Source organism: Arthrobacter sp. TmT3-37 (assembly GCF_054510835.1).
In genome coordinates this window covers 343,838-363,083 of the sequence record NZ_JBTNDU010000001.1, presented here as the reverse complement: position 1 = coordinate 363,083, position 19,246 = coordinate 343,838, and the positions used below count along the sequence as shown (strand labels likewise).

General features: G+C 67.5%; 14 protein-coding genes and 1 tRNA gene. 13 read left to right on the top strand and 2 right to left on the bottom strand.

The window, feature by feature from the left end; all coding sequences use genetic code 11:
• The first annotated feature begins 218 nt into the window (after positions 1–218).
• From ACX80U_RS01665 to rplL, 8 genes are all read left to right on the top strand, one after another.
• A tRNA-Trp gene (locus ACX80U_RS01665) sits at positions 219–291 on the top strand.
• 153 nt (positions 292–444) lie between these two features.
• On the top strand, positions 445–702 hold the full coding sequence (gene secE / locus ACX80U_RS01660) for a preprotein translocase subunit SecE (RefSeq protein ID WP_244185840.1): 258 nt from the start codon (positions 445–447) through the stop codon (positions 700–702).
• A 107-nt stretch (positions 703–809) separates the two neighbouring features.
• A complete protein-coding gene (nusG, locus tag ACX80U_RS01655) occupies positions 810–1,706 on the top strand; it encodes a transcription termination/antitermination protein NusG (RefSeq protein ID WP_459267181.1) in 897 nt (298 codons plus the stop codon).
• A gap of 122 nt (positions 1,707–1,828) precedes the next feature.
• Positions 1,829–2,260 carry a 50S ribosomal protein L11 gene (gene rplK, locus ACX80U_RS01650; protein WP_087030133.1) on the top strand — a complete coding sequence of 144 codons (432 nt, stop codon included), beginning with the start codon at positions 1,829–1,831 and terminating at the stop codon, positions 2,258–2,260.
• A gap of 147 nt (positions 2,261–2,407) precedes the next feature.
• Entirely contained in the window at positions 2,408–3,112 is a 705-nt protein-coding gene (rplA, locus tag ACX80U_RS01645) for a 50S ribosomal protein L1 (protein WP_133082398.1), read from the top strand.
• 102 nt (positions 3,113–3,214) lie between these two features.
• Positions 3,215–4,300, top strand: coding sequence for a GNAT family N-acetyltransferase (locus tag ACX80U_RS01640; protein WP_459267180.1), 1,086 nt, complete (start codon positions 3,215–3,217; stop codon positions 4,298–4,300).
• Positions 4,301–4,566: 266 nt separating this feature from the next.
• Positions 4,567–5,166, top strand: coding sequence for a 50S ribosomal protein L10 (gene rplJ / locus ACX80U_RS01635; protein ID WP_133082400.1), 600 nt, complete (start codon positions 4,567–4,569; stop codon positions 5,164–5,166).
• A 57-nt stretch (positions 5,167–5,223) separates the two neighbouring features.
• The gene (rplL, locus tag ACX80U_RS01630; protein WP_133082401.1) at positions 5,224–5,604 is read left to right on the top strand and encodes a 50S ribosomal protein L7/L12; all 381 of its coding nucleotides are present in this window, start codon (positions 5,224–5,226) and stop codon (positions 5,602–5,604) included.
• Between the two features lie 115 nt (positions 5,605–5,719).
• Here the strand turns inward: rplL and ACX80U_RS01625 are convergent, their stop codons facing one another.
• Complete coding sequence (locus ACX80U_RS01625; protein ID WP_459267179.1) at positions 5,720–6,919, bottom strand: acetyl-CoA C-acetyltransferase; 1,200 nt, start codon at positions 6,917–6,919, stop codon at positions 5,720–5,722.
• A 79-nt stretch (positions 6,920–6,998) separates the two neighbouring features.
• On the bottom strand, positions 6,999–7,595 hold the full coding sequence (gene idi, locus ACX80U_RS01620; protein WP_459267178.1) for an isopentenyl-diphosphate Delta-isomerase: 597 nt from the start codon (positions 7,593–7,595) through the stop codon (positions 6,999–7,001).
• Positions 7,596–7,716: 121 nt separating this feature from the next.
• Between idi and ACX80U_RS01615 the strand changes: the two genes are divergently transcribed.
• The 5 genes from ACX80U_RS01615 (at position 7,717) to ACX80U_RS01595 (ending at position 19,189) form a co-directional block, all read left to right on the top strand.
• On the top strand, positions 7,717–8,784 hold the full coding sequence (locus ACX80U_RS01615; protein ID WP_133082403.1) for a polyprenyl synthetase family protein: 1,068 nt from the start codon (positions 7,717–7,719) through the stop codon (positions 8,782–8,784).
• Positions 8,785–9,684, top strand: coding sequence for a phytoene/squalene synthase family protein (locus ACX80U_RS01610; protein WP_244185837.1), 900 nt, complete (start codon positions 8,785–8,787; stop codon positions 9,682–9,684). It begins immediately after the preceding gene.
• Positions 9,681–11,297, top strand: a complete 1,617-nt coding sequence (gene crtI, locus ACX80U_RS01605; RefSeq protein WP_459267177.1) for a phytoene desaturase family protein — start codon at positions 9,681–9,683, stop codon at positions 11,295–11,297. The genes ACX80U_RS01610 and crtI overlap by 4 nt, the downstream gene beginning before the upstream one ends.
• Before the next feature lie 313 nt (positions 11,298–11,610).
• Positions 11,611–15,120: a DNA-directed RNA polymerase subunit beta gene (gene rpoB / locus ACX80U_RS01600; protein ID WP_133082405.1), complete on the top strand. Its 3,510-nt coding sequence runs from the start codon at positions 11,611–11,613 to the stop codon at positions 15,118–15,120.
• A 175-nt stretch (positions 15,121–15,295) separates the two neighbouring features.
• Complete coding sequence (locus ACX80U_RS01595; RefSeq protein WP_133082406.1) at positions 15,296–19,189, top strand: DNA-directed RNA polymerase subunit beta'; 3,894 nt, start codon at positions 15,296–15,298, stop codon at positions 19,187–19,189.
• The last annotated feature ends 57 nt before the right edge of the window (positions 19,190–19,246 follow it).

Here is a 19,246-nt window from a genome sequence, read left to right as displayed (position 1 = left end):
TTAGGCGGTGGCCCCTGTCCGGGTCCGCATCGGGTTCCGGGACGGAGGAGTCGCGGGGCCGCCGAGCGACCGTGGCCACCCGGCGGCGGGGCCGTCGGGACGCCCCGGTTCGACGTTCCGCCGGTGAATGCGTAGACTTGTTCCTCGGTGTTGAAACACCATGATGGTTCGTGCCCTCACCGGGCCGTCCGGAGTGGTAGCTGAACGTTTCGAACCGAAGGGTAGTGGCGCAATTGGTAGCGCAGCGGTCTCCAAAACCGCAGGTTGCAGGTTCGAGTCCTGTCTGCCCTGCGCGTGGCCTTCGCGGAAAGACGGCGAAGGCACGGCAGAAAAAGATCACGAAGCCCCGGCGCAGGCACAGGCCCCGCGCGGCGGTACACATGATCAGCTGGGGGCGCCACTGGTGGTCCTGCTGGAACACCACACAGATTGATGAGGTTGAAGGTGACCGATACGGCTGCGAGCAGCTCCAAGGGAAGCCCCTCCGAGAAGAAGGCTCCCCGGCGCGGCTTCTTCGGACGCATCATGCTGTTCATCCGCCAGGTCCTCGCGGAGCTCGGGAAGGTCGTCACGCCCACCCGTCGGGAACTGGTTCGATTCACCATCACCGTCCTCGCCTTCGTGGTCATCATGATGCTCCTCGTGACCGCCCTGGACCTCCTGTTCGGGGCCGGCGCGGTGTGGGTCTTCGGCGACAGCTGACGCTGACCCTCCCGGGAATGCACGTTCCGGCGCGGCTGTTGTCGTGTCGGGTTCAGTACAGGCAAGCAAGACAGACTTGCGAAGAATGTCAGAAAGCAGGCGGCTAGGTGTCCGAGCAAGAACTCGAACGGCAGATCACTCCCGAAGATGGTCTGGAGAACGAGGAGTACGGGACGGAGGCGGAGGTCGACGCCTCCGACGTCGACGTGCCTGCTGAGGACTCCGACGAGTACCCCGCCGACACCGACGTCGCGGCCGAGGACGGACTCCTCGCGGACGACGCCGAACTCGATGCCGCCGACGGCGAGATCGACGCGACGGCCACCGACGCCGTGGACGAGGCTGCAGCCTCCGAAGCGGACGAGGCCGGCGACGACGCTCCGGCGGAGGACGTCCCGGCCGAGGATCCCGTCGCGGCCTTCAAGGCCCGGCTCCGCCGCCAGGAGGGTGACTGGTACGTCATCCACTCCTACGCCGGCTACGAGAACCGCGTGAAGGCCAACCTCGAGACCCGCATCCAGACCCTGGACATGGAAGATTACATCTTCGAGATCCAGGTGCCGATGGAAGAGGTCGTGGAGATCAAGAACACCACGCGGAAGATCGTCAACCGCGTGCGCATCCCCGGCTACGTGCTGGTCCGCATGGAACTCACCGACGAGTCCTGGGGTGCCGTCCGCCACACCCCCGGTGTCACCGGCTTCGTGGGCAATGCCCACAACCCGGTTCCGCTGAGCCTGTCCGAGGTGTTCTCGATGCTCGAGCACACCATCGTCCACACGGACGCCGAGTCGGGCAAGCCCGTGCAGCCGCAGTTCACCCCCGCCACCGTCAACTTCGAGGTCGGCGAGTCCGTCACCGTCAACGAGGGCCCCTTCGAGACGCTCCCGGCGACGATCTCCGAGATCAAGCACGAGTCGCAGCAGCTCGTCGTGCTCGTGTCGATCTTCGAGCGCGAGACCCCGGTCACGCTCTCCTACAACCAGGTCACCAAGATCCAGTAAAGCTTCGGCGACTCCCCGTCTGCTCGGCGGGGAAGCACCGTTCGGCCGTCACGCCATGATGGCCACCACCCCGCAGGACGCTCCTGTCCCGCGGGAACGCAATGCAAGAGAAGGACCCTTTCATGGCCCCCAAGAAAAAGGTCACCGGCCTCATCAAGCTGCAGATCAATGCAGGCGCCGCCAACCCGGCTCCTCCGATTGGTCCCGCACTTGGCCAGCACGGTGTCAACATCATGGAATTCTGCAAGGCGTACAACGCCGCGACGGAATCCCAGCGCGGAAACGTCATCCCCGTGGAGATCACGGTGTACGAGGACCGCTCGTTCACCTTCATCACCAAGACCCCGCCGGCAGCCGAACTGATCAAGAAGGCAGCAGGAGTCGCCAAGGGCTCGGGCACGCCTCACACGGTCAAGGTCGCGAAGTTGACCAACGCCCAGGTCGAAGAGATCGCCACCATGAAGATGGAAGACCTCAACGCCAACGACGTCCAGGCCGCCGCGAAGATCATCGCCGGCACCGCCCGCTCCATGGGCATCACGGTCGAGGGCTGACCACCTTCACCACCGCCCCGTCCCGCACCGTCGGACGGGCAGACCACCATTTTCACAGCACGACGACGACGCACCCCGCGGACGACGGCGTGAGTGGCAGGGCCCAGCGCGGTCCGCAGACCACGACTGCATAAGGAGAACAAGCAGATGGCACAGCGCAGCAAAGCATACAAGGGAGCTGCCGCGAAGATCGAGGCGGACAAGCAGTACGCCCCCCTCGAAGCGGTAGTCCTCGCGAAGGAGACCAATCCTTCCAAGTTCGACGCCACAGTCGAGGTGTCCTTCCGTCTCGGAGTGGACCCCCGCAAGGCGGACCAGATGGTCCGTGGCACCGTGAACCTCCCTCACGGCACGGGCAAGACCGCCCGCGTCCTGGTCTTCGCCACCGGTGAGAAGGCAGAGGCTGCGATCGCGGCCGGCGCCGACTTCGTCGGTTCCGACGACATGATCGAGAAGGTCTCGGGCGGCTGGACCGACTTCGACGCCGCGGTCGCGACCCCCGACCTCATGGGCAAGGTGGGACGCCTCGGAAAGATCCTCGGCCCCCGCAACCTGATGCCGAACCCGAAGACCGGGACGGTCACGGCGGACGTCGCCAAGGCCGTCACCGACATCAAGGGTGGCAAGATCGATTTCCGCGTCGACAAGCACTCGAACCTCCACTTCATCATCGGCAAGGTCTCCTTCGACGAGCAGAAGCTGGGCGAGAACTACGCCGCAGCGCTCGAGGAGATCCTCCGCCTGAAGCCGTCGGCTTCGAAGGGCCGCTACATCCAGAAGGCAACGGTCTCGACCACCTTCGGTCCCGGCATCTCCGTCGATCCGAGTGTCACGAAGGTCTTCACCGTCTAGGTGGACCTCCGGACAAGCCCCGCGGCCTGCGCCGCGGGGCTTTTTCGTGTCCGAGGGCAACAGTGGTTGAGGTATCCCAATCACTGACCCTATGCTGGACCGATGTCGACGATCGCCATCCGGCAACTCCCGATCCCCGCGACGCTCGACGCGGACGGGGGCGAGGACTTCGCGCAGAGTGCCGCGGTGAGCAACGCCGTGGAGCGCGCCATCTGGGGGCACGACGACCACGGCGTGGACGCGGAGGAGAGGCTCGTGATGCTCCAGGCGACACCCGACCGCGAGTACGTGCTCGGCGTCGCGCGGGACGGCTCGGAGATCGTCGCGAACGCGCGGCTCAGCATCCCCCTGCGGGACAACCCGCAGACCGCCTTCGTACAGATCGAGGTGGCGCCCTCCCACCGCCGCCGCGGCATCGCCACCTCCCTCCTGTGCTTCGTGGAACAGGAGATGGCACACCGCGGCCGGACCATCATGATGTCCTGGAGCGACTCCAGCGCCGGGGACGAGCCGGCGGCGGATGCGCGGCTCGTCCCGCCCACCGGCGCCGGCTTCTTCCCCGCGTCCGACGCCTCCGCAATCTTCGCGCGGCGGTCCGGCTTCGACCTGGTGCAGGTGGACCGCCAGAGCGTCCTCGCCCTCGACGACGTCGAGGACGCCCTGCGGCTCGAGCATGCCGCCCGGATCATCGGCTCAGGGCACTACGACCTCGTGGAGTGGGTGGACCGGTGCCCCGACGATCTCGTCGAGGACTACGCCCTCCTGCGCCAGAAGATGAGCACGGATCCGCCCCTCGGTGGGTTCGCGCAGGAGGAGGAGGCGTGGGACGCCGACCGCATCCGACGGGAGGAGCAGCGGACGCTGGCCGGCGGTACCTCGAGCCTCGTGTGCGCCGTGCGGCACGCTGCGAGCGGGCAGCTGGTGGGCCATACCATCCTCGAGCGTTCGGAGGCCCGTCCGGCCGTCGTCTACCAGGAGGACACCCTGGTGCTCGACGAGCACCGGGGGCACCGCCTGGGGACATGGCTCAAGGCGGCCAATCTCCGGCGCGCGCGCGACGCCTGGCCCACTGCGGAGCGCATCTACACCTGGAACGCCGAGGAGAACACGTTCATGCTCGACGTCAATGTGGCCCTCGGATTCAGGGCCTCGGGCCGGACCGCGGGCTGGCAGAAGGTGCTCGCCTGACGCCGATTTGGTCGCGCCGGGTGCGTCACGTAGGCTTGAAGGACCAAAGACCGTCGGTCGATCCACCTCCACTTCCCGCGAGCGCACCCGTGCGCGACCAGGAAGAAGGACTCGGATCCGAAAGTTCCCCTGAGGGACGGCCTACGCAGGTGAACGAAGCTCCTCTCCACCGGCCTCCGCCCGTGTCGAGCACAGCCCCGTGCATCTGCGCGGGGCGTTTTTTATTGGGGCTGGAAAGCCGGCGCATATTCCCCGGAAGGAGGGTTATGGCAACGCCAACAAAGGTTTCTGCAGTGGACGAGATCACCACCGATTTCAAGGACTCCACCGCCGCTGTCCTGACCGAATACCGCGGGCTCACTGTTGCTCAGCTCAAGGAACTGCGCCGTGCCCTTGGCGCGGACACCAAGTTCTCCGTCGTCAAGAACACCCTGACCGGCATCGCGGCGAAGGAAGCAGGCATCGACGCGTTCGAAGGCCAGCTGTCCGGACCCACCGCGATCGCCTTCATCAAGGGTGACGCCGTAGCTGCCGCCAAGAGCCTCACGGATTTCGCGAAAGCCAACCCGAAGCTCGTCATCAAGACTGGAATCTTCGAGGGCAAGGCCCTCGACGCATCCGAGGTCGTCGCCCTGGCGGCCCTCGAGTCGCGTGAACTCCAGCTCGCCCGGGTCGCAGGCGTGCTCAAGGCGCCGATGTCCGCCCTGGCCCGCACCGTCGATGCCCTGCGCATCAAGCTCGAGGAGGGAAGCGGCGCTGCACCTGCAGCCGACGCCGACGCTCCTGCTGCCGAGGAAGCCGCTGCTCCTGCAGAGGCTGCCACGGAGGCTCCCGCCGAGGAAGCCGCAGCAACCGAAGCGAACTAGTTTCGCCTCGATCCATACACTCCGGTGCCGTGCACCACTAAAGGAAGGACGCCTCCCATGGCGAAGCTCACCAACGAAGAGCTCATCGAAGCTTTCAAGGAACTGTCCATCATTGAACTCTCGGACTTCGTAAAGCTGTTCGAGGAGACCTTCGATGTCACCGCTGCTGCCGTTGCAGTCGCAGGCCCCGCCGGTGGCGGAGCCGGCGAAGCCGCCGAAGAGGAGCAGACCTCGTTCGACGTCGTCCTCGAGGCTGCAGGCGACAAGAAGATCGCAGTGATCAAGGAAGTTCGCGCGCTCACCTCGCTGGGCCTGAAGGAAGCCAAGGACGTTGTCGACAGCGCCCCCAAGGCCGTCCTCGAGGGCGTCACCAAGGAAGCCGCAGACAAGGCCAAGGAGGCCCTCGAGGCCGCCGGCGCCACCGTCACCCTCAAGTAACACCCGCTGCTCCCGGGTCCGGCACACGCCGGGCCCGGGTGCAGACACGAAAAAGCCCCGCTTCCGGTGAAGCGGGGCTTTTTCGTGTCTGCACCCGGATGGCCCGACCGGACCCTCAACGCCAGAGGAGCAGGGCCTCTCCCTGACCGCCGCCGCCACAGAGGCTCACGGCGGATCTCCCCGACCCGCGCCGGGCGAGCTCCATGGCTGCATGCAGCGCCAGGCGCGTCCCCGAAGCGCCGATCGGGTGACCCAGGGCGATGGCTCCGCCGTGGATGTTGCACTGCTCCAGCGGGTAGTCGAGGTCCCTGAGGGACTGGACGGCCACGGACCCGAAGGCCTCGTTGATCTCGATGAAGTCGAGGTCCGACGCCGTCCACCCGGCCCGGTCGAGCGCCTGCTTGATGGCCTCGGACGGCTGGGAGTGCAGGGTGTTGTCCGGGCCCGCGACCTGGCCCGGACGTCCGACGACGGCGAGGACTCCCAGGCCCTTCTCCTCGGCATAGGCGCGCCTGGTGACCACGAGGGCCGCCGCGCCGTCGGACAGGGGCGACGAGTTGCCGGCCGTGATCGCCCCGTCCGGGTTGAACGCCGGCCGGAGCTTCGCAAGCGACTCGACGGTCGTCGCGGGCCGGATGCCCTCGTCCGTGGTGAGGACGATGTCGTCGCCCTTCCGCTGCCGGACGGTGACGGGGACGATCTCCTCGGCGAGGACACCGCTGTCGGTAGCGGCCGCCGCGCGCTGGTGCGAGGCCGCGGCCACCGCATCCTGGGCCGTGCGGTCGATCTCGAGGCGTACGTTGCCGCGTTCCGTCGAGGCACCCATCGAGTCGTGGTCGAAGGCATCGGTCAGTCCGTCGTGGGCCACCGAGTCCAGGGCGGAGATGGAGCCGTAGTTCCAGCCCTGGCGGGAGCCGGGCAGCAGGTGGGGTCCACGCGTCATCGACTCCTGGCCCCCGGCCACCACGACACGCGCCTCACCGCTGCGGATCAGGCGGGCCGCGTCGATCACGGCCGTGAGCCCCGAGAGGCAGACCTTGTTGAGGGTGACGGCCGGGACGTTCCAGGGGATGCCCGCCTTCACCGCGGACTGCCGGGCCGGGTTCTGGCCGCAGCCGGCCTGGACCACGTGACCCAGGATGACGGCGTCCACGGCGGCGGGTTCGACACCGGCCCGGTCCAGTGCGCCGGCGATGGCGAGCGCGCCGAGCTCGACGGCGGTGAAGGAGGCGAGTTGTCCGTTGAGGCGTCCGAGGGGTGTGCGGGCGCCGCCGACGAGAACGACGTCGTCGGGGGATGGCGTGGGTGTCGCCATGGCGATACTCTCTTTCGTCGTTGAAATGGTGCCGCTACAAGACTATGGCTCCGAGCTGCGGACCCCGGAGCCGGCGTCGTCAGGGGAGGTCGCGGGGGCCGGGGCCCTCGGCGCCCTGCGGGTAGAGCAGGGGGAGCTGGAGGGTGAGCCAGGGGCTGAACGCCCACGGCGTCGCGGTGACGGCCCGCACGAGTCCGGCGGCGTCGGCCCACTGGTAGTCCATGACCTCGTCGGGCAGCGGATCCACGGCGCTGTCCGCGATCGCCGTGTAGACGGGGCAGATCTCGTTCTCGACGATGCCGGACGCATCGACGGCGCGATACCTGAAGTCGGGGAGCGCGGGCCTGATGTCCCTCACGGCGAAGCCGAGCTCCTGGGCCGCACGCCGGTGGACGGCTGCCTCGAAGGTCTCCCCCGGGGCGGGGTGCCCGCAGAAGGAATTGGTCCAGACCCCGGGCCAGGCCTTCTTCGACAGGGCACGGCGCGTCACGAGGATGCGCCCGGCGTCGTCGAACACGTGCGTGGAGAAGGCGAGGTGGAGCGGGGTGTCGGGTGTGTGGACGGTCGCCTTGTCGTGCGTGCCGAGCGCGGTGCCGTCCTCGGCGAGCAGCACCACCACCTCGTGGCCCGTGCCGTCCGCCGCCGATTGCTGCATGATGCCCGTCTCGCTGGCCATCGTGGGTCTCCTCCGCTGATCGTCCGCGCACTGGGCGGAGTCCGCTGCCCCCGGCCGACCGGCCGGGCAGCCTACGCCCTGTGTTTCGTCAGCGGCGCACTATCCGTTGTTTACTTTACCTATGGACATGGACACTCTGCTGGTCGCGCCCGCCGGGCTCGAGCAGGTGGAGGGCGCCCTCGCCCGGTTCTTCGACGAGTCCAAGGTCCGCGCCGCGAAGATCGGACCCGGGTACCACGCCCTGTGGGAAACCCTCGAGCGGTGCACGGCAGGGGGGAAGCGCTTCCGGCCCAGGCTGGTGATGTCCGCCTACCAGATGCTCGGAGGCACCGACCTCGACAACGCGGCCGAGGTCGGCGCGGCCTTCGAGATGCTGCACACCGCGCTGATCGTGCACGACGACGTGATCGACCGCGACTTCATCCGCCGCGGCATCCCCAACGTCTCCGGCCGGTACCGGGCCATCGCGGAGGACGCGGGACTGTCGCCCGACGGCGCGCGCCACATCGGCTTCTCCGCGGGGGTCATCGCCGGTGACCTCGCGCTGTCCAACGCGTACCGCCTGCTCGAGCGGGCCGACGCGCCGGCTGCGACCAGGCGCCGCCTCGGCGAGATCCTCGACGAAGCGGTCTTCGCATCCGCGGCGGGGGAGTTCCTCGACATCGAGACCTCCCTGACCAGCGCGATGCCGCCGCTCGAGGACATCGTGCAGATGGCGCGACTGAAGACCTCCGTCTACTCCTTCGAGGGGCCGCTGCAGGCCGGCGCCGTGCTGGCGGGCGCGGACGAGGAGGTCATCGGCCGCCTCGGCGACTTCGGGCGCGACGCCGGGATCGCCTACCAGATCGCGGACGACCTGCTCGGTGTGTTCGGCAACGAGACGCGCACCGGGAAGACGAACTGGGGCGACCTGCGCGAGGGCAAGCGGACCGCCCTGATGTCCTATGTCGCGGCCCGTCCCGAGTGGGAGAGCATCTCGTCGCTCGTCGGGGACTCGGGGATGTCCGCATCGGACGCCGACCACGTGCGGCGCGTCCTCGTGGACAGCGGGGCGCGGGACTACTCCGTGGACCTCGCCGCTCAGTACGCCGCCCGGGCCCGCGCCCACCTCGAGTCCGACGCCGTGCCCGCGACCCTGCGCTCCGCCCTCCACCCCGTGGTGACGGCCGTCGTGGACCGGGTGCACTGAGTGGGCATCGACGACTCCCTCGCACGCTACGACGCGGCCGCGCTGAAGACCTCCGCCGAGGTGATCCGCTGCTACTCGACCTCTTTCGGGATGGCCTCGCGCATCCTGGACCGGCCGACCCGCAGCGCCATCGAGGCGGTGTACGCGCTCGTCCGGGTCGCCGATGAGATCGTCGACGGAGCCGCCGCGGGCGCCGGGCTGGCGGCGGCCGACGTCGAGAACCTCCTCGACGGTCTGGAACGCGAGACCGAGAACGCGATGGGCACCGGCTACAGCGCCAACCTCGTGGTGCACGCCTTCGCCATCACCGCCCGCGCGACAGGCATCGGGGTGGACCTCACCAGGCCCTTCTTCGCCTCGATGCGGGCCGACCTCACCCAGCGCGAGCACACCCCGGAATCCTTCGCGCTGTATGTCTACGGGTCCGCCGAGGTGGTCGGGCTGATGTGCCTGCGGGCCTTCCTCGTCGACCGCCCGGTGACGGCGGCGGAGGACGCCGTGCTCGTCGACGGGGCCAGGCACCTCGGCGCCGCATTCCAGAAGATCAACTTCCTGAGGGACCTCGCCGAGGACTTCTCGACCCTCGGGCGCAGCTACTTCCCGGGGATCCGCCCCGGCAGCTTCTCGGAGGCCGACAAGATCAGGCTCCTCGACGACATCGACGAGGACCTGCGCATCTCGGCTGCAGCGCTCCCCGGGCTGCCCCCCACCCCCCGACGGGCCGTGGCGCTGGCGCAGGGCCTGTTCACCGAGCTCGCGGCCAGGCTGCGCCGCACCCCCGCGGAGGACCTCCTCCGGGCGCGGATCCGGGTCCCGAACCCGGTCAAGGTCCGCATTTTTGCCCGAGCTTTCACCGGTCGCGCGGTACCGGAACCTGCCGCGCAGGAGAGGACGGCATGACACCTCAGGACAGCGGTACACGCGTGGGCGCCAGGGACGTCGTCGTGATCGGCGGCGGGATCGGCGGTCTGGCGACGTCGGCCCTGCTGGCACGGGAGGGCCACAACGTCACCCTGCTCGAGAAGCGCGGGCAGGTCGGTGGCCGCGCGGGCTCGTGGGAGCAGGACGGCTTCCGCTTCGACACGGGCCCCTCCTGGTACCTGATGCCGGAGGTGATCGACCACTTCTTCAAACTGATGGGCACGAGCGCCGCCGAGCAGCTTGAGCTCGTGAAGCTCGATCCCGGCTACCGTGTGGTCTTCGAGGCCGGGGGAGCGGTCGACGTCCCGGCCGAGCGCGAGGCCGTGACGAAGCTCTTCGAGTCCCTGGAGGCCGGCGCCGGCGAGCAGCTGTCGAAATACCTCGACTCCGCCGAGGACGCGTACGAGATCGCCAAGCGGCGCTTCCTCTACTCGACCTTCCAGTCCTTCCTCCCGTTCCTCCGGCCGGACGTCCTGCGCAGGCTCCCGAGGATCGGTTCGCTGCTCCTGCAGCCCCTGCAGTCCTTCGTGGAGAAGCGCTTCAAGGACCCACGCATCCAGCAGATCCTCGGCTATCCCGCGGTCTTCCTCGGCAGCTCACCCTTCGACGCGCCGAGCATGTACCACCTCATGAGCCACCTCGACCTCGACGACGGGGTGCTCTACCCGATGGGCGGGTTCGCCACGCTCATCGATGCCATGCGCCGCGTCGCGACGTCCGCCGGCGTCGAGATCCGCACGGGCGCCGACGTCGTGTCGATCGACACCGAGGCCCGCACACCCGGGCGGTCCCCGATCGACCGGCGGACGGCGACGGTCCGCGGAGTCACCTACCGCGCGGACGGTACGACGACGTCGATCGGCGCGGACATCGTCGTGTCCGCCGCGGACCTTCACCACACCGAGACCACGCTGCTGCCGGCGGACCTGCAGACCTACCCGGAGACGTACTGGGACAAGCGCGTTCCCGGGCCCAGCGCCCTGCTGCTGTACCTGGGCGTGCGGGGCGGGCTGCCGCAGCTCGAACACCACACGCTGCTGTTCACCACGGACTGGCGCGACAACTTCGGACGCATCTTCGGCAAGGAGACCTCGGTGCCCTCGCCGGCGTCGCTCTACGTCTGCCGCCCCAGCGCGACCGACGGATCCGTGGCCCCCGAGGGACACGAGAACGTCTTCGTGCTCGTGCCCATCCCGGCCGATGTCACGATCGGCAGGGGCGGCGTGGAGCGCGGGGGAGACGCGCGGGTCGAGGAGCTCGCGGACACCGTCATCGGGCAGATCGCCGAGTGGGCCGGCATCCCGGACCTCGCCGAGCGCATCGTGGTCCGTCGCAGCTACGGCCCCCAGGACTTCGCCGACGACCTCAACGCGTGGCGCGGTACCTCCCTCGGGCCGGCGCACATCCTGAAGCAGAGCGCGTTCTTCCGCGGCTCGAACCGCAGCGCCAGGGTGGGGAACCTGTTCTACGCGGGGAGCTCGACCGTCCCCGGCATCGGGATCCCCATGTGCCTCATCAGCGCGGAGCTCATCGTCAAGCGGCTGCGGGGTGACACCAGTACGGGCCCGCTGCCGGAGCCTGCCGCCGGCTAGGAACGGCTCCTGCCGCCGGATGGTACCGGCCGGTCTTCCTCCCCACCAGGCGTGGCGGGCTTGACGCACGAAGGGGGAGAGGGGTATTGGACTTTTTGCTGCGCGTGCCGTAACGTAGTTCTTTGCGTCTTCCCTCTAAACCTCAGCCTTCATATAGCGGTGGGCTTTGCTCTGCTCTCGTCGTTTAACCTGGCCACATGGTGGGGTTCACGCGGGCGGACTCTGGTGAGCACTGAGATCCCCGCAGCATACTGCGGTGGCGGTGCTGAGGCGAAAGCGCTGACAAGCCTGACGGTCTGTGGAAGGATCCCTCTTGGTCGCCCCGAGCACCTCTAATAATGCAACCGCTACCAGCCAGGTCGACGCCGACGGCGCCGCACCCCGGCTCTCATTCGCAAAGATTCACGAACCGCTTGAAGTTCCCAATCTTCTCGCCCTCCAGACGGACAGCTTCGACTGGCTCGTCGGCAACGAGCGCTGGAAGGCCCGCGTTGAGGAAGCGCTGGAAAAGGGACTGCAGGGTCTGGCCACCACCTCCGGGCTGGCCGACATCTTCGAAGAGATCTCCCCGATCGAGGACTTCCAGGGCACCATGTCCCTGAGCTTCTCCGAGCCGGAGTTCGCCGACCCCAAGTACACGATGGCCGAGTGCAAGGATCGCGACGCGACCTACTCCGCCCCGCTGTACGTCAAGGCCGAGTTCATGAACAACAACACGGGCGAGATCAAGCAGCAGACCGTGTTCATGGGTGACTTCCCCCTCATGACCGACAAGGGCACCTTCGTCATCAACGGCACCGAGCGCGTCGTCGTGTCGCAGCTCGTCCGTTCGCCGGGTGCCTACTTCGAGCGCACCGCCGACAAGACCAGCGACAAGGATATCTTCAGCGCGAAGATCATCCCGTCGCGCGGTGCCTGGTTCGAGCTCGAGATCGACAAGCGCGACCAGGTCGGCGTCCGGCTCGACCGCAAGCGCAAGCAGTCCGTCACCGTGCTCCTCAAGGCGCTCGGCTGGACCGAGGGCCAGATCCTCGAGGAGTTCGGCCAGTACGACTCGATCCGCGCCACCATGGAGAAGGACGCGACGGAGACCCGCGAGGACGCCCTCCTCGACATCTACCGCAAGCTCCGTCCGGGCGAGCCCCCCACGGTCGAGGCTGCCCAGACCCTCCTGGACAACCTGTACTTCAACCCGAAGCGCTACGACCTGGCAAAGGTCGGCCGGTACAAGATCAACCGCAAGCTCGGGATCGACAAGGACCTCACCGATTCCGACGCCTCGGTGCTCAACATCGACGACATCGTCGCGATGATCAAGTTCCTGGTCGCCCTGCACGCCGGTGACAAGACCCTCGGCGGCAAGCGCGACGGCGAGGACGTGGAGCTCCGCGTCGAGGTCGACGACATCGACCACTTCGGCAACCGCCGCATCCGCGCCGTGGGCGAGCTCATCGAGAACCAGGTCCGCACCGGCCTGTCCCGCATGGAGCGCGTCGTCCGCGAGCGGATGACTACCCAGGACGTCGAGGCCATCACGCCGCAGACCCTGATCAACATCCGCCCCGTCGTCGCCGCGATCAAGGAGTTCTTCGGAACCTCCCAGCTGTCGCAGTTCATGGACCAGAACAACCCGCTCGCCGGCCTGACGCACAAGCGTCGCCTGTCCGCGCTGGGCCCGGGTGGCCTGTCCCGTGACCGCGCAGGCATGGAAGTCCGAGACGTCCACCCCTCGCACTACGGCCGCATGTGCCCCATCGAGACCCCTGAAGGCCCGAACATCGGCCTCATCGGTTCGCTCGCCTCGTACGGCCGCATCAACGCGTTCGGCTTCATCGAGACCCCGTACCGCAAGGTCGTCGACGGCATCGTCACCGACCAGATCGACTACCTGACCGCCGACGACGAGGTGGAGCGCCTCATCGCCCAGGCGAACGCGCCCCTCGACGCGAACAGCACGTTCACCGAGGACATGGTCCTCGTGCGGACGCGTGGTGGTTCCGGTGAGCCCGTGCTCGTCGAGCCCGCCGAGGTCGAGTACATGGACGTCTCCCCGCGCCAGATGGTGTCCGTCGCGACCGCGATGATCCCGTTCCTGGAGCACGACGACGCCAACCGCGCCCTCATGGGTGCGAACATGCAGCGCCAGGCCGTGCCCCTGCTCCGTTCCGAGCGTCCCCTCGTGGGCACCGGCATGGAGAAGAACGCAGCCGTCGACGCCGGTGACGCCGTCACCGCGACGAAGGCGGGCGTGGTCAAGGAGGTGTCCGCCGACCTGGTCGGCGTCCTCAACGACGACGGCACGGAGACGAACTACCCGATCATGAAGTTCGCCCGCTCGAACCAGGGCAACGCGTACAACCAGCGCGTCCTGGTCTCCGAGGGCGACCGCGTCGAGTACAACACGATCATTGCCGACGGTCCCTCCACGGACCAGGGCGAGCTCGCGCTCGGCAAGAACATGCTCGTGGCGTTCATGTCCTGGGAGGGTCACAACTTCGAGGACGCGATCATCCTGTCGCAGCGCATCGTCTCCGACGATGTCCTGACGTCGATCCACATCGAGGAGCACGAGGTCGATGCCCGCGACACCAAGCTCGGTGCCGAGGAGATCACCCGCGACATCCCGAACGTCTCCGAGGAGGTCCTCGGCGCGCTCGACGAGCGCGGCATCATCCACATCGGTGCCGAGGTCGAAGCCGGCGACATCCTCGTCGGCCGTGTCACCCCCAAGGGTGAGACCGAGCTGACCCCCGAGGAGCGTCTGCTGCGCGCCATCTTCGGCGAGAAGAGCCGCGAAGTCCGCGACACCTCGCTGAAGGTCCCCCACGGCGAGTCCGGCACGGTCATCGGTGTTCGCATCTTCGACCGCGACAACGACGACGAGCTGCCCCCGGGCGTCAACCAGCTGGTCCGCGTCTACGTGGCACAGAAGCGCAAGATCACGGACGGTGACAAGCTCGCGGGCCGCCACGGCAACAAGGGCGTCATCTCCAAGATCCTCCCGATCGAGGACATGCCGTTCCTCGAGGACGGCACCCCCGTCGACATCGTCCTGAACCCGCTCGGTGTTCCCGGACGCATGAACGTCGGCCAGGTGCTCGAGATCCACCTCGGCTGGGCAGCCAAGCAGGGCTGGAAGATCGAGGGCGAGCCCGAGTGGCTCAAGAACCTCCCGAACCTCCCCCGGGAGATCTCCTCGACCACCGTCGCGACCCCCGTGTTCGACGGCGCCACCGAGGACGAGATCGTCGGCCTGCTCGGTTCCACGAACGTCACCCGCGACGGAGAGCGCCTCATCGGCGAGTCCGGCAAGGCGCGCCTGTTCGACGGTCGCTCCGGCGAACCGTTCCCGGATCCGATCTCCGTCGGCTACATGTACATCCTGAAGCTCCACCACCTGGTGGACGACAAGATCCACGCGCGCTCCACCGGCCCGTACTCGATGATCACGCAGCAGCCGCTGGGTGGTAAGGCGCAGTTCGGCGGACAGCGCTTCGGTGAGATGGAAGTGTGGGCCCTCGAGGCCTACGGTGCGGCCTACACGCTGCAGGAACTCCTGACCATCAAGTCGGACGACATCCACGGACGCGTCAAGGTGTACGAGGCCATCGTCAAGGGCGAGAACATCCCCGAGCCGGGCGTTCCCGAGTCCTTCAAGGTCCTCATCAAGGAAATGCAGTCGCTCTGCCTGAACGTGGAAGTCCTCTCCACCGACGGCACCACGATCGAGATGCGTGACTCGGATGAAGAAGTCTTCCGGGCCGCGGAGGAACTGGGCATCGACCTCTCACGGGCCGAGCCGAGTTCTGTCGAGGAAGTCTAGGTTTCACCCCGTCGAACCGGTGTTCGAACGCGGCCAACGAAATTTCCGGCGGCCGCGGACGGCCTTGAAATATTGAAGGCCGCTTCCTCGAACACCGGTCCGGCGCAGGGCCTGGACCCCCGCCGCACCCATAAGACTTCAAGAATTTAGAGAACAAAGAGAGAACAGGGACCCTATGTCCAGCGAATCCTCCTTCGGCCTCATGCGAATCGGCCTTGCCACCGCGGACGAAATCCGCGGCTGGTCTTACGGCGAGGTCAAGAAGCCGGAAACCATCAACTACCGCACCCTCAAGCCCGAGAAGGACGGCCTCTTCTGCGAGAAGATCTTCGGCCCTTCCCGTGACTGGGAGTGCTACTGCGGCAAGTACAAGCGCGTGCGCTTCAAGGGCATCATCTGCGAGCGCTGCGGCGTCGAGGTCACCCGTGCCAAGGTGCGCCGCGAGCGCATGGGCCACATCGAGCTCGCCGCTCCCGTGACGCACATCTGGTACTTCAAGGGCGTTCCCTCGCGCCTGGGTTACCTCCTCGACCTGGCACCGAAGGACCTCGAGAAGGTCATCTACTTCGCCGCCTACATGATCACCTCGGTCGACGAGGAGAACCGCCACGCCGAACTGCCGAACCTCCAGGCCGAGCACGACCTCGAGAAGAAGCAGATGACGGACCAGCGCGACGCCGACATCGCCGCGATCGCCAAGGACCTCGAGGACGAGCTCGCCCGTCTCGAGGGTGAAGGCGCCAAGGCTGCCGACAAGAAGAAGGCCCGCGACTCGGCCGACCGCCAGATGGCGAACGTCCGCAAGCGTGCCGACGCCGACATCGAGCGCCTCGTCCAGGTGTGGGACCGCTTCAAGAGCCTCAAGGTCGCAGACCTCGAGGGCGACGAAGGACTCTACCGCGAGCTGCGCGACCGCTACGGACTGTACTTCGAGGGCTCCATGGGCGCCGAGGCGATCAAGAAGCGCCTCGAGAACTTCGACATGCCGGCCGAGGCCGAGCTGCTGCGCGACATCATCCAGAACGGCAAGGGCCAGCGCAAGACGCGTGCCCTGAAGCGCCTTAAGGTGGTCAACGCGTTCCTGACGACGACCAACAGCCCGCTGGGCATGGTCCTCGACGCCGTGCCGGTGATCCCGCCGGAACTGCGCCCCATGGTCCAGCTCGACGGCGGCCGTTTCGCGACGTCCGACCTCAATGACCTGTACCGCCGCGTCATCAACCGCAACAACCGCCTGAAGCGACTGCTCGACCTCGGTGCTCCCGAGATCATCGTGAACAACGAGAAGCGCATGCTGCAGGAAGCGGTCGACTCCCTGTTCGACAACGGCCGCCGTGGCCGTCCCGTCACCGGACCGGGCAACCGTCCCCTGAAGTCCCTCTCGGACATGCTCAAGGGCAAGCAGGGTCGTTTCCGCCAGAACCTCCTCGGCAAGCGCGTCGACTACTCGGGCCGTTCGGTCATCGTCGTCGGCCCGCAGCTGAAGCTGCACCAGTGCGGTCTGCCCAAGCAGATGGCCCTGGAGCTCTTCAAGCCGTTCGTGATGAAGCGCCTGGTGGACCTCAACCACGCGCAGAACATCAAGAGCGCCAAGCGCATGGTCGAGCGTTACCGCCCCCAGGTGTGGGACGTCCTCGAAGAGATCATCACCGAGCACCCCGTGCTGCTGAACCGTGCACCCACCCTGCACCGGCTCGGCATCCAGGCGTTCGAGCCGCAGCTGGTCGAAGGCAAGGCCCTCCAGCTGCACCCGCTGGTCTGTGGTGCGTTCAACGCGGACTTCGACGGCGACCAGATGGCGGTCCACCTGCCGCTGAGCCCCGAGGCCCAGGCCGAGGCGCGCATCCTGATGCTCTCCTCGAACAACATCCTGAAGCCGTCCGACGGCCGTCCGGTCACCCTGCCCTCGCAGGACATGATCATCGGTCTGCACCACCTCACCACCAAGCGTGAGGGGAGTGCCGGCGAAGGCCGCGTCTTCACCAGCCCGTCCGAGGCCATCATGGCCCACGACTCCGGTGAGCTGCACCTGAACTCGGTCGTCCGGATCCGCGTCCCCAACTTCGTACCCAGCGCCGACATCGCTGCGCCCGAGGGCTGGGAGCCCGGTACCCCTGCGCTGATCGAGACCTCCCTCGGACAGGTCCTGTTCAACGACACCCTCCCCGAGGACTACCCCTGGGTGGAGAAGGTCGCCGACAAGGGCCAGCTCTCGACGATCGTCAACGACCTCGCGGAGCGCTACCCGAAGGTTGTCACGGCGGCCACGCTGGACAACCTGAAGGACGCCGGTTTCTACTGGGCCACCCGCTCGGGCGTCACCGTCGCCATCTCGGACATCTCCGCGCCGATCAACAAGGCCGGCATCATGGAGGGCTACGAGACGCAGGCCGCCAAGGTCCAGTCGCAGTTCGACAAGGGCCTCATCGCCGACGAGGAGCGCCGCCAGGAGCTCATCGACATCTGGAACAAGGCGACCAACGAGGTCGCCGCGTCCATGCGCGCCGCGATGCCGAAGGACAACACCATCAACCGCATGGTGTCCTCCGGTGCCCGTGGTAACTGGCTGCAGGTCCGCCAGATCGCCGGTATCCGTGGCCTCGTGGCCAACCCCAAGGGTGAGATCATCCCTCGTCCGATCAAGTCCTCGTACCGCGAGGGCCTGTCGGTCCTGGAGTACTTCATCGCGACGCACGGTGCCCGTAAGGGCCTCGCCGACACCGCCCTGCGTACGGCCAACTCGGGTTACCTGACCCGGCGCCTGGTCGACGTCTCGCAGGACGTCATCGTCCGCGAGGACGACTGCGGCACCGAGCGCGGCCTGAAGGTCACGATCGCCGTACCGAACGCCGACGGCGAGCTGGTGCTGCACGAGGAGGTCGAGAACTCGGCATACGCCCGTACGCTGGCCACCGATGTCGTCGACTCCAAGGGCGAGGTGCTCGCTGCCGCGGGCTCCGACGTCGGAGACGTGCTCATCGGTGAACTGTTCGAGGCCGGTATCTCGGACATCAAGGTGCGCTCCGTGCTCACCTGCGAGTCCAGTGTCGGAACGTGTGCGCTCTGCTACGGCCGGTCGCTCGCGACCGGCAAGACCGTGGACATCGGAGAGGCCGTCGGCATCATCGCCGCGCAGTCGATCGGTGAGCCCGGCACGCAGCTCACCATGCGTACCTTCCACACCGGCGGTGTGGCCTCCGCGGAGGACATCACCCAGGGTCTGCCCCGTATCCAGGAGCTCTTCGAGGCGCGTACACCCAAGGGTGTCGCTCCGATCTCCGAGGTAGCAGGGCGCGTCACCATCGAGGATGCCGAGAAGCAGCTTCGCCTGGTGGTCACCCCCGACGACGGCTCCGAGGAGATCGCGTACCCGGTCCTGCGCCGTGCGCGCCTGCTGGTCGCCGACGGCGAGCACGTCGAGGTCGGGCAGCAGCTCGTCTTCGGCGCGGTCGACCCGAAGCAGATCCTGCGCATCCTCGGCCCCCGCAAGGCCCAGGAGTTCCTCGTCGACGAGGTGCAGCGCGTGTACCGCAGCCAGGGTGTGGGCATCCACGACAAGCACGTGGAGGTCATCGTCCGCCAGATGCTGCGTCGCGTCACCGTGATCGAGTCCGGCGAGTCGGACCTGCTCCCCGGTGAGCTCGCCGAGCGTCGCCGCTTCGAGGACGAGAACCGCCGCGTGGTGTCCGAGGGCAAGAAGCCGGCCTCGGGCCGGCCCGAGCTCATGGGTATCACCAAGGCGTCGCTCGCCACCGAGTCGTGGCTGTCGGCCGCTTCCTTCCAGGAGACCACGCGTGTCCTCACGCAGGCCGCCATGGAAGGCAAGAGCGATCCGCTGCTCGGCCTCAAGGAGAACGTGATCATCGGCAAGCTCATCCCGGCCGGTACCGGTCTGGACCGCTACACGAAGGTCACGGTCGAGCCCACCGAGGAAGCCAAGGCGAACCTGTTCACCGGTCCGAGCGCGTTCAGCGACTTCGACTACGCCGGTGTCGAGGGCGGCCTGAGCCCCGAGTTCCACGCCATCCCGCTGGACGACTACGACATGGGCAACAGCGACTTCCGCTGATCCCGACTGTCGGCGGAAAGGCCCCGGACCTCCTGGTCCGGGGCCTTTCCCGTCCCC